At 62.0% G+C, this 13,829-nt stretch carries 16 protein-coding genes; 4 read left to right on the top strand and 12 right to left on the bottom strand.

From position 1 onward, the window contains the following. Positions 1-26: 26 nt before the first annotated feature. On the bottom strand, positions 27-2,216 hold the full coding sequence (locus NR126_RS11675) for a patatin-like phospholipase family protein (protein ID WP_027619151.1): 2,190 nt from the start codon (positions 2,214-2,216) through the stop codon (positions 27-29). Between the two features lie 69 nt (positions 2,217-2,285). Here NR126_RS11675 and NR126_RS11670 point away from each other — a divergent pair, with 69 nt between their 5' ends. Then, positions 2,286-2,573, top strand: a complete 288-nt coding sequence (locus NR126_RS11670) for a SelT/SelW/SelH family protein (protein WP_027619150.1) — start codon at positions 2,286-2,288, stop codon at positions 2,571-2,573. A 14-nt stretch (positions 2,574-2,587) separates the two neighbouring features. On the opposite strand, the gene NR126_RS11665 is transcribed toward NR126_RS11670, so the two are convergent. Continuing rightward, a complete protein-coding gene (locus NR126_RS11665) occupies positions 2,588-3,481 on the bottom strand; it encodes a DMT family transporter (protein WP_256830264.1) in 894 nt (297 codons plus the stop codon). A gap of 93 nt (positions 3,482-3,574) precedes the next feature. Next, on the bottom strand, positions 3,575-4,333 hold the full coding sequence (locus tag NR126_RS11660; protein WP_027619148.1) for a helix-turn-helix domain-containing protein: 759 nt from the start codon (positions 4,331-4,333) through the stop codon (positions 3,575-3,577). Between the two features lie 134 nt (positions 4,334-4,467). On the opposite strand from NR126_RS11660, the gene NR126_RS11655 reads away from it, so the two are divergent. Further along, complete coding sequence (locus NR126_RS11655; RefSeq protein ID WP_027619147.1) at positions 4,468-5,274, top strand: UDP-2,3-diacylglucosamine diphosphatase; 807 nt, start codon at positions 4,468-4,470, stop codon at positions 5,272-5,274. 98 nt (positions 5,275-5,372) lie between these two features. On the opposite strand, the gene NR126_RS11650 is transcribed toward NR126_RS11655, so the two are convergent. Continuing rightward, positions 5,373-5,963 (bottom strand): HD domain-containing protein, encoded by a 591-nt coding sequence (locus tag NR126_RS11650; protein ID WP_256830261.1) that lies wholly within the window; start codon positions 5,961-5,963, stop codon positions 5,373-5,375. Between the two features lie 106 nt (positions 5,964-6,069). Further along, positions 6,070-6,381 (bottom strand): DUF962 domain-containing protein, encoded by a 312-nt coding sequence (locus tag NR126_RS11645; RefSeq protein ID WP_027619145.1) that lies wholly within the window; start codon positions 6,379-6,381, stop codon positions 6,070-6,072. Positions 6,382-6,542: 161 nt separating this feature from the next. Between NR126_RS11645 and NR126_RS11640 the strand changes: the two genes are divergently transcribed. Beyond that, positions 6,543-7,604: an AraC family transcriptional regulator gene (locus NR126_RS11640; RefSeq protein WP_081786367.1), complete on the top strand. Its 1,062-nt coding sequence runs from the start codon at positions 6,543-6,545 to the stop codon at positions 7,602-7,604. Here the strand turns inward: NR126_RS11640 and NR126_RS11635 are convergent. Next, positions 7,561-9,015, bottom strand: a complete 1,455-nt coding sequence (locus NR126_RS11635; RefSeq protein ID WP_256830259.1) for a TrkH family potassium uptake protein — start codon at positions 9,013-9,015, stop codon at positions 7,561-7,563. The two genes, NR126_RS11640 and NR126_RS11635, sit on opposite strands and share 44 nt — an antisense overlap. A gap of 120 nt (positions 9,016-9,135) precedes the next feature. Between NR126_RS11635 and NR126_RS11630 the strand changes: the two genes are divergently transcribed. Beyond that, the gene (locus NR126_RS11630) at positions 9,136-9,699 is read left to right on the top strand and encodes an NAD(P)H nitroreductase (RefSeq protein ID WP_256830258.1); all 564 of its coding nucleotides are present in this window, start codon (positions 9,136-9,138) and stop codon (positions 9,697-9,699) included. Between the two features lie 54 nt (positions 9,700-9,753). Here NR126_RS11630 and NR126_RS11625 read toward each other — a convergent pair whose 3' ends face one another. From NR126_RS11625 to NR126_RS11600, 6 genes are all read right to left on the bottom strand, one after another. Then, positions 9,754-11,091: a HAMP domain-containing sensor histidine kinase gene (locus NR126_RS11625; RefSeq protein WP_256830257.1), complete on the bottom strand. Its 1,338-nt coding sequence runs from the start codon at positions 11,089-11,091 to the stop codon at positions 9,754-9,756. Between the two features lie 66 nt (positions 11,092-11,157). After that, a complete protein-coding gene (locus NR126_RS11620; RefSeq protein WP_256830256.1) occupies positions 11,158-11,601 on the bottom strand; it encodes a Spy/CpxP family protein refolding chaperone in 444 nt (147 codons plus the stop codon). Positions 11,602-11,722: 121 nt separating this feature from the next. Next, positions 11,723-12,400, bottom strand: a complete 678-nt coding sequence (locus NR126_RS11615; protein ID WP_027620967.1) for a response regulator transcription factor — start codon at positions 12,398-12,400, stop codon at positions 11,723-11,725. A 7-nt stretch (positions 12,401-12,407) separates the two neighbouring features. After that, positions 12,408-12,794: a translation initiation factor 2 gene (locus NR126_RS11610; RefSeq protein WP_256830255.1), complete on the bottom strand. Its 387-nt coding sequence runs from the start codon at positions 12,792-12,794 to the stop codon at positions 12,408-12,410. Positions 12,795-12,899: 105 nt separating this feature from the next. Further along, a complete protein-coding gene (locus tag NR126_RS11605; RefSeq protein WP_027620969.1) occupies positions 12,900-13,199 on the bottom strand; it encodes a YciI family protein in 300 nt (99 codons plus the stop codon). A gap of 1 nt (position 13,200) precedes the next feature. Beyond that, the gene (locus NR126_RS11600) at positions 13,201-13,797 is read right to left on the bottom strand and encodes a septation protein A (RefSeq protein ID WP_027620970.1); all 597 of its coding nucleotides are present in this window, start codon (positions 13,795-13,797) and stop codon (positions 13,201-13,203) included. Positions 13,798-13,829: the final 32 nt, after the last annotated feature.

Here is a 13,829-nt window from a genome sequence, read left to right as displayed (position 1 = left end):
CCCCCTCTGCGTGAAGCCGGCCAGCCTTAGAAGGTCTGGCCCAGGTTCATGTAAATCGCCTGCTGGTCATCGTCGTTGAAGCCGTAACTGAAGTTCAGTGGCCCGAGCGGCGTGTCAAATCCGAGGAACACGCTGGCGGCGTTGATGTAGCCGCTGTCGAACTCGTTGTCGTTGTTCCACGCCCGGCCGCGTTCCAGCGAGCCACCCACGTACAGCGGGAAGTCCAGCGGCAGGTAGGAGCGCGGGGTCAGGCGCCGGTAGTACACGGCGCGCAGCAGGCTGGCGTTCTGTCCGGATATCGCATCCTCGCGAAAGCCCGAGAGTTGCCGCGCGCCGCCGAGCAGGAAGCTCGACGTGACCACGTTGGCCTGGTCCAGTGTGCGCCCGTAACGCCCGCCAAGGACGTAAGTGTCGGGGCCGAAGCTCAGCGCCTTGTCCAGCTTGAACTCCCACTGTCGATAACGCTGGTCCGATCCCAGCTCCGGCTCGAATTGGCGGAATGCCAGGCCGATGTCCTCGCCGGCATGTGGAAAATAGACGTTGTCCAGTGAGTCGAACGAGTACTTGAGCTGGTAGAAGCCTTCGTTGAAGCTTTCGCTGGGCAGGCTCTGGTCGCCGATGCGCACATCAGCCTTGCCCCAGGCTTCGCCGACCCCGAGGCGGATTTCGCCGCTGTTGCCGATCTGTCGTCCGACGTTCAAACCAAAACCGTAACGTTCCAGGCGGTACTCGGCCACGGGGTCGTTGTCGAGAATGGCCTCGACATTCTGCGACTCGATCGCCGCGTAGGGCGCGATGAAGTAGCGCGAACCGACGTCCAGCGGCTGGTAGAACTCGGTGTACAACTCCTGCTGATCGCCGATCTGCAAGCGGGTCAGCCATTCGGCGCCGAGGCGGTTGATGCCGTTCATGCGGTAACTGGCGCCAATGTTGAAGGCGCTGTCGCCTTCCATGTCATCCGAGAGGTTCAGGCCCAGGCGCAGGTAGTCGGTGCCGGTGCGCTTGCCGCGGGCGCGGATTACCAGGGTGTGCTCGTCGCCCTTGTGCACTACGCGGTACTGCACCTGCTCGAAGTAGTCCAGGCCATACAGGGTGCCCATGTCGGTCTGCAGGCGGCCCATGTCCAATGGTTCGCCGATGTTCTGCCGGATGTAGTAGCGGATCACGTCGTCACCGACCTTCGAGTCGTTTTCCACCTTGATCGCGGTGATGATCGGCGTGCGTTGCCCGGGCGCGCGGGCCGCGTTCAATTCGGCATCCACCGGTTCGGCGGGGCGCAGTCTGGCGAGGCGGGCATCGAGAATGCGCGTGGCGCGATAGCCGGCATCGATCATTTCCTCAGCCTTGCCAAAGTCGGTGACGCCAAAGCTGGCCAGCGGCGGCTCGATCAGCACATCGTTCGGGTGCAGGGCGGCCAGTTGTTCTTCGGAGTTGCGCCGGGTCATCAGGGTGATCGACTGGTTGAGCACGTCGACCACCGTTGCCAGCTGTTTGCGGCTACGTAGCGGGGTGCCGATGTCGACCACGATGGCGACGTCAACGCCCATTTCCCGTGCCACATCCAACGGAATGTTGTCGGTCATGCCGCCGTCCACCAGCAGTCGGCCGTCGAGTTCGACCGGGGCGAACACCGCCGGGATCGACATGCTGGCGCGGATCACCTGGGGCAAATGGCCTTTGCGAAATACCACTTTTTCGCCGCTGGCAATGTCGGTGGCCACGGCGCGGAAAGGGATCGGTAATTTGTCGAAGTCCCGAGTATCGCTGGTATGGGCCAGCAGGCTTTCGAGCAGCAGCGACAGGTTCTGGCCCTGGATCACCCCAAGCGGCAGGCCGAGGCTGCCGTCATCGCGAAAACTGAGCTTCTGCTTGACCAGGAAATCGCGGTCATCCTGTTTGCGCCGAAACGGTACATCGGCACGTGGCGGGGCATCCGACAGGGCCTGTTGCCAGTCGATCTTCAGGGCGAGTTTTTCCAGCTCGTCAATCTTGTATCCCGAGGCGTACAGCCCGCCGATCACTGCGCCCATGCTGGTGCCGGCGATCGCGTCGATCTTGATCCCCTGTTCCTCCAGTGCCTTGAGCACGCCAATGTGCGCCAGCCCGCGCGCGGCGCCACCGGACAGCACCAGGCCGACTTTCGGTCGCGGCGTTTCGGCGGCGAGCACACACAGGGGCAGCAAACACAGGAGCAGGCAGGACAGCAGGCGGCGCATCGGGTATCTCGGGTGATCGTTAAAGGCGGCTATTATAGCGACGCTATCGCCCTCAGGAGTTTCGCCCGCATGACCGCCAGCAAACCGGAAATTGTCATCACTTACTGCACCCAGTGCCAATGGCTGTTGCGTGCCGCCTGGCTGGCACAGGAACTGCTCAGCACCTTTGGCGACGACCTGGGAAAAGTGTCATTGGTGCCGGGCACCGGCGGCATCTTCCGGATTGATTGTGAGGGCGTGCAGATCTGGGAGCGCAAGGCCGACGGCGGTTTTCCGGAAGCCAAGGTGCTCAAGCAGCGGGTACGGGACCAGATCGATCCGCAGCGCGACCTGGGGCACAACGATCGCACCCAATAACGCTCTGCGAACCCTCAGTGAGCGCTGGCCGCGACCGTTGGTTTGTTGTCGGGCGCGCGGTTGCCCAGGCTGCTGACGACCACAATCGCGACGATGATCAACGCGCCACCGAGCAGCATGCGCAGGGTCGGGGTTTCGCCAAACAGCAGCCAGGCCACCGTGATGCCGTAGACCGGTTCCAGGGCGAACACCACCGCCGCCGTGCGCGCCTTGATCACTGCCAGGCTGGCGACGAACAGGCTATGGGCCAGGCCGGTGCAGAAGATGCCAAGTAGGGCGATCCACAGCCAGTCCAGTGCACGCACACCGCTCAGATCAGGGGCAGCCACCGGCAACAGGCACAAGGCCACCACCACGTTTTGGCACAGCGCCGCCTGCACTGCCGGAATTCGCCCCGAGCTGGCCCGGTTGGTCAGTGACAGCAGCGAGAACAGCAGGCCGGACCCCACCGCCCAGAACAGCCCGGTGGTGGCTTGGCTCGCGAGGTCGAAGGCCGGGGTCACCAACACCAGGCCGATGCTCACCAGCACCACCAGGAGGATTTCATTGGCGCGAATCCGCTCGCGGAAAATCAGGCCTTCGAGGATCACGGTGAACGCCGGGAAGCTGGCAAAGCCCAGGGTCGCAATGGCCACGCCGGCAACTTTCACGGCGATGAAAAAGCTCACCCAGTGCCCGGCCAGCAGCAGGCCGCCGAGCAGCAGGCGACGCAGGTCGCGGGCGTCCAGGCGTTGCCAGGTGCTGCTGCGGGAAAATCGCGCAAAGCAGGCCAGGGCCAATACGGCGAAGGCGGCGCGGCCGAAGACGATGATGGCGGGGGAGGCAGCGGCGAGCTTGCCGAACACACCAGTCAGGCCAAACATCAGTGCACCGATATGCAGGGCGCCTAGGGCGGAACGGGGAGTCATTGCAATCCTTGAGATGAAATTTCAGACACCCGCTCACTCTAAAGTGAGGGACGTTGAGTGTCTGTCGCCAGACTCGCGTCTTTTAGCGCTGGCCTATTGCACGCTCACCGCTCGGCGCAGGCTGCCGGGCGCGGCGCCGAACTCGCGCTGCACCGCGGCGCTGAATGCGCTTTGCGAGGTGTAGCCGACACGGCAGGCCACTTCGCCGATGGGCAGTGCGGTTTCGCGGAGCAATTTAACCGCGATATGCAGACGTCGGCTGCGAATGTAATCCATCGGCGTCTGCCCGCATTCGGCGACGAAGCGCGCATGCAGACGGGCTGTGGACAAACCGGCGACCTGCGCAAGGTCGGCGACTTGCAACGGGTAGGCGGCGTATTGATCAATGTGCGCATTCAGCGCAGCGAAGGGCAGGCGGCGCCCGCCAAGGTTCTGCGGTGCGACATTGTTGAGGCTGGCCAGCAACAGCACGGCGCCCTGCTGGGCAATCAGCGGATCCTGCACCGGGCTGCTGGCCAGCCAACTGACCAGCTGACTCTGCCCGGCATCCAGCGGCAGGCGACCGGGGGTATCGAGCAAGCGTCGACTGGCCTCGGCGTGCTCGCCCAACGACTGCCCCACCCACTGATCGCTCGGCACGTCGAGCACCAGGCAACGACTGCCATTGGGGCTGCCACAGGCGTGATGGGCGCCCGCCGGTACCACCACGAAACTCTGCTGCAGCACCTGGCTGCCATGCCCGTCGACCTCGAAGTCGAGCGCGCCCGACAGGCCGAACACTAACTGGGCGTGGTCATGGCTGTGGACGATCAAGTCGTGGCTGTATTGGCGCAGGGTGAGTATCGGACGCATCGGCTGTTCCTCGGCAGAACCACAGTCTACACCGCTTGCGGATGGGGCCGGGCTGTCATTGGACTGCCGCATTTATGTCATGGACTATTAATCGCCGCGGCGCAAGCTGGCGGAAAATCTGCCGGGGATTGCCCATGACCAGTGCTGAACTCGCCAAGCCCAGCCGCAAACAACGGGTGCGCACCTTGTGGATTTCCGACGTGCACCTGGGCACCCGGGATTGCCAGGCCGAGCATCTCTCGCAATTTCTCAAGGGTTATCAGGCCGACAAGGTTTACCTGGTGGGCGATATCATCGACGGCTGGAAATTGCGCAGCGGCATGTATTGGCCCCAGGCCCACACCAACGTGATCCGCCGGTTGCTGACCATGAGCAAGCGCGGTACCGAGGTGATCTACGTCACCGGCAACCATGACGAATTCCTGCGGCGCTATTCGAAGCTGATCCTCGGCAACATACAGCTGGTGGACGAGGCGGTGCACGTCACCGCCGATGGCCGGCATCTGCTGGTGATCCACGGTGACCAGTTCGACGTGATCACCCGTTACCACCGCTGGTTGGCCTTTCTCGGCGACTCGGCCTACGAATTCACCCTGACCCTCAACCGCTGGCTCAACCACTGGCGCGCCCGCTATGGCTACGGCTACTGGTCGCTGTCGGCCTACCTCAAGCACAAGGTCAAGACCGCGGTCAGTTTCATCAGTGACTTCGAAGAAGCCATCGCCCATGAGTGCGTCAAGCGCGAACTGCATGGGGTGGTCTGTGGGCACATCCACCACGCCGAAATCCGCAAGGTCGGCGGGGTGGACTACCTCAATTGCGGAGACTGGGTGGAATCCTGCACCGCGTTGATCGAGCATTGGGACGGCACGATCGAGTTGTATCGATTGGCGGATGCGCAGGCGTTGGCGGCGCAGCTGAAGGTGGCGGAGGCCGTTTGAATGTCTATTGAAGGAGCCGGAATGCCGGCCAAGGCGGTCTGCAGTTTTGCATTGACGGTACGGACGCGTTCGCTGGCAAGCCAGCGCCTACAGCGGCGTCAAACCGGTGCGTACTGCTCCATCGCCGCCGTATAAATCGAGTTCTTCGGCTGACTGAACAACCGCTCCATCATCGGCTCAAAAAAACTCAACGGCAGGGTGTCGTAGTCAGGATCGAACGCCGCAGCATCGTACCTGGCACAGAACTCAATGGTCGGGTGGTACTGCGGATGATCACTGAATTGCTCGCGCAAGTGCCGGTCCATACCCAGGTGGTGGAAAAAATAATAGCCCTGGAAGATCCCGTGCTTTTCCACCATCCACAGGTTTTGTGCACTGACGAAGGGTTTGAGGATCGCGGCGGCGATGTCCGGGTGGTTATAGCTGCCGAGGGTGTCGCCGATGTCATGCAGCAGCGCGCAAACCACGTATTCCTCGTCGCGGCCATCACGCCAGGCACGGCTGGCGGTCTGCAGGGAGTGGGTCAGTCGATCCACCGGGAAGCCGCCGAAATCTCCTTCGAGCAACTTCAGGTGCGCGACGATGCGCGCTGGCAGTTGCTTGGCGTAGGCGCTGAAATCGGCAGCGATGATTTCCCAATCTTCTTGCGTGCCGTCTTTCATGTGGGTGAAACGGGCGTGCGCATTCATCGACTATCCTTTTATTGTTTTTCAGCAGGATGGGACTGAGTGTACGACCTCATCCCGCCAGCGCAGTGGCCTCGTGGGACGGCTTGATGGCCCGGCGGGCCGGGCGCTAGAACGGCACCTTGCCAAGAATCATGTCGCGGTACATGACGAAATCACCGAGTAGGCTGTAGAGCGGGTGCTGAAAGGTGGCCGGGCGGTTCCTTTCATAGAAAAAATGCCCGACCCAGGCAAAGCTGTAACCGGCGACAGGCAGGGCCAGCATCAGCAGCATGGAACCTTTGGCGATGGCCATGGCCAGGATGAAAATCACCAACGTCGTGCCGGTAAAGTGCAGGCGCCGACACGTACTGTTGCTGTGCTCGGCCAGATAGTACGGATAGAACTCGGCGAAACTGTTGAAACGTCTGACGTTTTCCACGACTGCAATCTCTGAGATTTATTGTTCTGCTGGTCGGATATTCTACGGGCAGCTTATTTGAGTCTAGAGTGATCATTGGCAACGGCCAGTGACAATAGGCGCCACTTTAGTATCCTTGGAAAATTGGCTGTCAATCGCGAGTCATCAACTAAGAAAACGCCATGAGCGAACGAACGACTTCAGCAACTTGGGCGATGGGGATTGTCAAGGCACTGGAAATGGACGGCCTGGATTGCCGGGCCCTGTTCAGCCAGTTGGGACTGGACTTTGAGGCGCTGGATGATCCGGATGCGCGCTTCCCGCAGGATTCCATGACCCGCCTGTGGCAATTGGCAGTGGAGCTTTCCGGAAATCCGGCGATTGGCTTGAACATGGGCAAGGTGGTGCGTCCCGCGTCCTTTCATGTCGCGGGTTACGCCTTGATGTCCAGTCAGACCCTGGCCGAAGGCTTCAAGCGTCTGGTGCGTTATCAGCGAATCATCGCCGAAAGCGCTGACTTGAGTTTCCGCCTGTTGCCGGAAGGTTATGCGCTGATCCTGACGGTTCACGGTGACCATCTGCCGCCGACCCGGCAAAGTGCCGAAGCTTCACTGGCCTGTGCACTGGGCCTGTGCGGCTGGCTGACCGGGCGCACCCTGCAGCCGCGCAAGGTGCTGATCCAGGGGGCACAGCCCATTGATCTGGAACCCTACAAACAAGCCTTTCACGCCCCGTTGGAGTTCAATGCGCCCTACGATGCGTTGATCTTCGAGCGGGCGGACATGGAGGCGCCGCTGCCGACAGCCAACGAGGCGATGGCGTTGCTGCATGATCGTTTTGCCGGGGAGTATCTGGCGCGTTTTTCCGAAAGTCGGGTAACCCACAAGGCTCGCCAGGTGCTGTGTCGCTTGTTGCCCCAGGGCGAGCCGAAGCGCGACACCGTGGCGCAAACCCTGCACCTGTCCCAGCGCACGCTGCAGCGCCGTCTGCAGGAAGAAGGCACGAGCTTTCAGGCCCTGCTGGACGACACCCGCCGCGAACTGGCCGAGCAGTACCTGGCCCAGCCCAGCATGACCTTGCTGGAAATTGCCTACCTGCTGGGCTTTGCCGATCCGAGTAACTTCTTCCGGGCATTTCGCCGATGGTTCGAGGTCACCCCCGGCGAGTATCGCTTGCGCCTGCTGGAAACGCCGCAGGTTGTCAGTGACGCCAAAACGCCGGAATACACAGCACAAACACGGTGATGATCTCCAGTCGCCCGAGCAGCATGCCCACCGACAGAATCCATTTGGCCGCATCCGGCAGGCTGGCGAAGTTGCCGGCCGGGCCAATGGTCTCGCCCAGCCCCGGACCTACGCCGGATACCGTACTGGCGGCGCCCGTCAGCGCGGTCATCCAGTCGACGCCCAACAGCGACAGCAGCAGGGCGATTACGCAAATGGTGATGGCAAAGAAGAACGAAAAGGTCAGGATCGAACGCACGATTTCTTCGTCGAGGCGGTGACCGTTGTATTTTTGCTTGATCACCGCCCGTGGGTGAATCAGCTGGTTAAGGTTGGCCTTGAGCAGGATGTAGGCGACCTGGAAACGGAAGATCTTGATCCCGCCAGCAGTGGAGCCGGAGCAGCCGCCGACGAATCCCAGGTAGAAGAACAGCATTAGCGAGAAATTGCCCCAAAGGCTGTAGTCCCCCAGCGCGAAGCCGGTCGTGGTGACCACCGAGGTCACGTTCAGCGCGACATGCCGCAGCGCATCCAGCCAGTGCAGGTTGGTGGTCCACCAATACCAGGTGCCGAGCACCAGCCAGGTGGCCAGCAACATGCCGATCAAGCCCTGCACCTGCTGATCTTTGATCAAGGCCCGGCGATTGCCACGCAGGGTCGCCACGTACAAGGTGAAGGGCAGGCTGCCGAGTATCATCACCACCACCGCCACCCAATGCACGGCCGGCTGCGACCACTTGGCCAGGGACTGGTCGGAGGTGGAGAAACCGCCGGTGGAAATCGCCGACATGGCGTGGTTGATCGCATCGAAGGGGCTCATCCCGGCCCACCAGAACGCCAGGCTGCCAAGGATGGTGATGCCCACATAAGCGGCGACGATCAGCCGCGCCACCATGTGCGAGCGCGGCATGACCTTTTCCGAGCGGTCCGAAGACTCGGTCTGGAACAGGCGCATGCCACCGATACGCAGCAGCGGCAGGATCGCCACCGCCATGCCGATAAAGCCTATGCCGCCGAGCCAGTGCAGCAGCGAGCGCCACATCAGGATGCCCGGTGACATGTTATCCAGCCCGCTGAGTACGGTGGAACCGGTGGCGGTGATGCCGGACATGCTTTCGAAAAACGAGTCGGTGTAGCTGATGTGCTGGGTCAGCAGGAACGGCAGCGCGGCGAAAATGCACACCACTACCCAACTGGTCACGGTCAACAGATACATGTCCCGGGGGCGCAGGTGCACGTGTTCTGGGCGGCCGGGGATGACCAGCGCCAAGCCGGCGAGGAAGGTGATCATGCTCGACCAGAGGAAGGACGGCAGGTCGCTGGTGCGCTCGTAGATCACCAGCGTCGCCATCGGCACGACCATGCTGACGGACAGGGTGATCAGGAAGATGCCGATAATAAAACCAATGATCCGCAGGGTCGGCAACGCCATGAAGTCCGCTCGGGCTGATGTGAGAAGGGCGCCATTCTACCCGCGAGGCGGGCTATGTAAACCGGCATGCCGGTGGCAGTTACCGCTAGAATAGCCAAACAATTTTTCAGGAGGTGGCCGATGCAGGCTCTCGACGCTTTGCTCAACCGAGTTTCCGTTCCCCGTTTGCTTGACCCGGCACCGACCGCCGAACAGCGCGAGGTGTTGTTTGCCGCGGCCATGCGCGCGCCGGATCACGGCCATCTGCAGCCGTGGCGCTTCCTCACGGTGGAAGGGCAGGCGCGCGAGCAACTGGGAGAAATCCTCGCCCAGGCCGCATTGGCACAGGATGCCGAGGCACCGCAGGCGGTGGTCGACAAGGCGCGTAACGGGCCATTGCGCGCACCGCTGGTGGTGGTAGTGATCGCCAAGTTGCAGGAACACGTCAAGTATCCGAAATCGGAGCAACTGTTGGCAGCGGGCTGCGCTGCCCACGGTATTTTGCTGGCGGCCTATGCCCAGGGCATCGGCGCGGTGTGGCGTACCGGTGAGTTGGCGTATTCACCGCAAGTGGCTCAGGGGTTGGGCCTGGCGGAAGGGGAGGAGGTGATTGCGTTCCTGTACCTCGGCACTCCGCAGAAAGAACCGCGGGTGGCCGAGAAGGCGGATCTGGCGGAGTTTGTCAGCGCTTGGTCGGGTGAGTGATAAACCTGCAAGAGCGTGTGAACCGAGAAAGCCTACGGGCGAAGACTCTCTCGGCTACCCCACTACCCCCGGCGCCAACGGCAACTCCAGACTGGCGATAAACCCGCCCTCAGGATGATTGCCCAGCACCAGACTGCCGCCATGACGCTCCGCAGCACGCCGTGCGATGGCCAAACCCAGGCCATGCCCGGCGGCGCTCTGGCCGGGGGCGCGGAAGAACGGCTCGCCCAGTTGCGCCAGATGTTGCTCCTCAACCCCGGGACCGTGATCGCGCACGCTGATAACGATGCGTTCGCCCTGGCGCAAGGCCAGGACTTCGATAGCCTGACCTGGCGGGTTGAAGCGCTGGGCGTTGCGCAGCAGGTTATCGAGGGCGCGCTCGAGCATGGTCGGCCAGCCTTTGAGGTGCAGTTGCTGTTCGGCCTGGAGCTCGATCTGTTGTTCCGGTGACGCCATGCCGGCATCTTTTTGCACCGCGCTCAGCAGCGCATTCAGATCCACCTCTTCGGCACTGGCGTTATCGGCGTCGACCCGTGCCAACACCAGAATTTCACTGATCAGTGCTTCCAGGCGGTCGCACTCGCGGGTCAGGCGTGGCCAGAGTTTTTCTCGCTCTTCGGGGCCGGCGCGCTCGGCCAGGGCCAGGGCGATACGCAAGCGCGCCAGAGGTGAGCGCAGTTCATGGGAAACGTCGCGCAGCAGTTGTCGCTGGCTGCCGATCAGGCTCTGCAGGCGCGCGCCCATGCGGTTGAAGTCGTTGGCCAACACGCCAAATTCGTCGCGTCGGTTGGCCAGGCGCGCCAGGCTGTTCTGTTGGTAGGTGGTTTGCCCAAGGTCGTGCACGGCACCGCGCAAACGGCTCAGCGGACGGGTGATGGACAGCGTCACCAGCAGGCTGAACAGGGTCAACACCACCAGCGCGATGCCCAGCGCACTCAAGGGCCAGAGCAGGCTTTCGCGGTGCCAGGCATCGAGTTCCGGGTGCGGGATGCGGTAGATCAGCAGGTAGGTTTCGCCGGTTTTCGGGCTGGTGTACTCATCGGTCAGGCGCCGCCACGGCAGGTGCCGGTCATTGCTGTCGTTCTGCCGCGCCTCGAAGGCCGCTGCTCGCTTGGGGAAGGTGCCGCGCACCACCGGGTCGCCGCTTTCGTTAAGCACCTGGACGTCGATGTGATAACGCCGTTTGCGTTTTTCCAGCAACGCCTGCGCGGCGTCTTCGCCGTTTTCCTCGTAGCGCTCGGTCCATTGTTGCGCCAGGGTATTGAGGCCGGGATGGCGGCTGAGAATCCAGGCGTCCTGATTGAGCATGTGCCCCATCAGGATCGACAGCCCTGCAACCAGAGCGATGGCCAGCCAGAAACTGGCAAGGATGCGCCAGAACAATGAACGCACGGGAAGCCCTCAAACAAGGAAAGCCCAATGGCGTTGGCCATTGGGCTGGGGAGTAGCGCCTGGTGATTATTGCGCTTTTTGCGGTTGCTGGGCTTTCCAGGCCTGGAACTGCTGCCATTCGGCCTTGCGTTCGGCGCGTTGTTTCTGGATCTCGTCGAACTTCTTCTGCTGGTCAGGCTTGAGCAGGGCGCGGACGTCGGCCTCGGCTTTCTGCTTACTGGAAGCCATTTCGTCTTGCATGGCTTTCTGTTCGGCGGGTGGCAGTTTTTCCAGGTACTTGTCGACCAGTTGCTTACGGTCGTGCATCTGCTCGCCCATGATTTTGCGGATCTGCTCGCGCTGTTCGCGGCTCAGGTCGAGTTGGCCGTACGGGCCCTTACCGTGTTCGTGCATCTGACCGCCGTGACGCGGGCCGTCCATCGGACCCATCGGTCCCTGGCCTTCAGGCATGGCCATGGCGACGGTTGGTAGGGCTGCAGCGAACATCAGAGCGATAAGAGTCTTGCGCATGGTGTATCTCCTTGTCTCGTTCCCGGTGTGTTCCGGATGAGTTCAGATTACCGGGATCAAGGTCAGCCGCCGTCAGCGAAGCGTAAAGCTTGGGTAAAGACGTTCAGCATCGAAGCTGACATCAGAGGCTGTAATAATACCCACGGCTGCGCAAAGCAACGATCCGCGGACGCCCGTCGGGATGCGGACCGATCTTCTTTCGCAGGTTGCTGACGTGCATGTCGAGGCTGCGGTCGTACAGGGTCAGTTTGCGACCCAGGGCGATCTGCGCCAGTTCCTGCTTATCCAGCGGTTCGCCCGGTTGCTTGAGCAAGGCCTCGAGCAGGCGGCTTTCAGAAACGGTCAGGGTGAATTCCTGCTCGTCGATGCTGACCACGCCGCGCACCGGGCTGAAACACAGGTCGCCCAGTTCCATCTGGCTCGGGGCAGCCGCCGGATGACTGCGGCGCAACACCGCTCGCAAGCGCGCGGTCAGTTCACGGGGATCGCAGGGTTTGGCCAGGTAATCGTCGGCGCCCAGTTCCAGGCCGAGAATCCGGTCCAGCGGTTCGCCGCGGGCCGAGAGCATCAGCACCGGCAAGTCGGGATGGTCGTTGCGCAGCTGCTTGAGCAGTTCCAGGCCGCTGCCGTCGGGCAGCATCACGTCAAGCACCACGGCTGCTGGCGCCGAATCGGCCAGCGCACGCCGCGCACTGTTGCCATCGTGGCAAGCCCGGACCACAAAGCCTTCCTGGCTCAACCAGCTCCCCAGCAGCTCACACAGCTCCTGGTCATCATCAATCAGTAACAGCTCGCTCATGACTCACTCAATTTAGCCATTGTCGACGTCGACGGTGTCCGCCACTGGCAAAGATACCGCAGAGCAGGGCCAATAGCGCGACTCCCGCACCGGCGACGAACCATTGTTGCTGCTCGGTCAGCCAGCGTGGCGAAGTACTGGCCTGGGCCTCGCGCAGTTGCAGCTTGAGACGCTGGTTTTCCTGGCGCAGACGGCTCAGCACGGCGCTCTCACGCGCGCTATCGGCAGTCTGCAGTTGTTGAAGCAGCGTTTCGCGTTGTTGCTCGCTGTCCTTCAAGCGCTGCTGCAATTCGGAAATCTGCCGTTCGGCGGCGGGATCAGGCATCTGATCAGCCTGGGCAAGGCTTCCCATCGATAACGTGAGCAACAGCAAGCACAGCGGACCTTGGCGCATCGCAACTCCTGATTCCAAACGAGTGTTGGGCAGGTTGTCGGCCGTTATACGAGAAGGATGAGCAATGGAGTGCGCGATGAACCGAAGGTTCACCGCGCAGGTCAATCAAGGCAGGACTTGCTTGAACGGCTTGACGATCACGTTGGCGTACACGCCGGCGGCGATGTAGGGGTCGGCATCGGCCCAGCTCTTGGCGGCTTCGAGGGAGGCGAATTCGGCGACGATCAGGCTGCCGGTGAAGCCAGCGGCGCCCGGGTCATTGCTGTCTACCGCCGGGTGTGGACCGGCCAGTACCACGCGGCCTTCGGCCTTGAGCTGTTGCAGGCGCTCGATGTGGGCAGGGCGTGCAGCCAGGCGGGCATCCAGGGAGTTGGCGACGTCTGTGGCAATGATTGCGTAAAGCATGTCAGTCCTCGGTTTTTGGCGTAGTGGTGTCGGCGTCGTGCAGGTGGCGCGACAGGTAGATGCCCTGGGCCACCAGGAACAGTACGGTCATGCCCAGGCTGCCGAAGACCTTGAAGTCGACCCAGATGCTCTGGAAGGTGAACGCGACGAACAGGTTAGCCGCGCCGCAGAACAGGAAGAAGCCGATCCAGGCGATGTTCAGGCGGGTCCAGACGGCATCCGGCAGGGTCAGGGCATGGCCCATGATGCGCTTGATCAGCAGTTGCCCGCCGATGAAGTGGCTGCCGATGAAGGCCAGGGCGAACAGCCAGTTGACCACCGGGGCCTTCCATTTGAGGAAGGTTTCGCTGTGGAAAGCCAGGGTCAGGCTACCGAAGACCAGGCAGGCGATCAGCGTCAGCCATTGGCTTTTTTCCAGTTTGCGCTGGGAAATGAACAGGGTGCCGTAGACCACCAGCGAGCTGACGATCAGCATCGCAGTGGCGCTGTAAATACCGCCTACAGTCAATGGATAACCGGCAACGTCGATGACCCGGGGGTCGATTTTGAAAACAATGAAAAACAGCAGCAGCGGGATGAAGTCGATGAATTGTTTCACAGTGGCAGCCAGAAGCAGGATGTGGCGGCATA

It is taken from the genome of Pseudomonas sp. Pse1 (genome assembly GCF_024519635.1).
Taxonomy (GTDB): domain Bacteria; phylum Pseudomonadota; class Gammaproteobacteria; order Pseudomonadales; family Pseudomonadaceae; genus Aquipseudomonas.
Note: the sequence above shows the minus strand (reverse complement) of the source record. Positions and strands in the feature narration are given on the sequence as shown.

Bases quoted from the DNA above. Each gene is read 5' to 3' on its own strand.
- NR126_RS11605 (WP_027620969.1), bottom strand. From the start codon at position 13,199: ATGCTTTACGCAATCATTGCCACAGACGTCGCCAACTCCCTGGATGCC.
- NR126_RS11630 (WP_256830258.1), top strand. From the start codon at position 9,136: ATGCAGGCTCTCGACGCTTTGCTCAACCGAGTTTCCGTTCCCCGTTTG.
- NR126_RS11620 (WP_256830256.1), bottom strand. From the start codon at position 11,601: ATGCGCAAGACTCTTATCGCTCTGATGTTCGCTGCAGCCCTACCAACC.
- NR126_RS11650 (WP_256830261.1), bottom strand. From the start codon at position 5,963: ATGAATGCGCACGCCCGTTTCACCCACATGAAAGACGGCACGCAAGAA.
- NR126_RS11665 (WP_256830264.1), bottom strand. From the start codon at position 3,481: ATGACTCCCCGTTCCGCCCTAGGCGCCCTGCATATCGGTGCACTGATG.
- NR126_RS11675 (WP_027619151.1), bottom strand. From the start codon at position 2,216: ATGCGCCGCCTGCTGTCCTGCCTGCTCCTGTGTTTGCTGCCCCTGTGT.
- NR126_RS11660 (WP_027619148.1), bottom strand. From the start codon at position 4,333: ATGCGTCCGATACTCACCCTGCGCCAATACAGCCACGACTTGATCGTC.
- NR126_RS11635 (WP_256830259.1), bottom strand. From the start codon at position 9,015: ATGGCGTTGCCGACCCTGCGGATCATTGGTTTTATTATCGGCATCTTC.
- NR126_RS11670 (WP_027619150.1), top strand. From the start codon at position 2,286: ATGACCGCCAGCAAACCGGAAATTGTCATCACTTACTGCACCCAGTGC.
- NR126_RS11610 (WP_256830255.1), bottom strand. From the start codon at position 12,794: ATGCGCCAAGGTCCGCTGTGCTTGCTGTTGCTCACGTTATCGATGGGA.
- NR126_RS11655 (WP_027619147.1), top strand. From the start codon at position 4,468: ATGACCAGTGCTGAACTCGCCAAGCCCAGCCGCAAACAACGGGTGCGC.
- NR126_RS11640 (WP_081786367.1), top strand. From the start codon at position 6,543: ATGAGCGAACGAACGACTTCAGCAACTTGGGCGATGGGGATTGTCAAG.
- NR126_RS11615 (WP_027620967.1), bottom strand. From the start codon at position 12,400: ATGAGCGAGCTGTTACTGATTGATGATGACCAGGAGCTGTGTGAGCTG.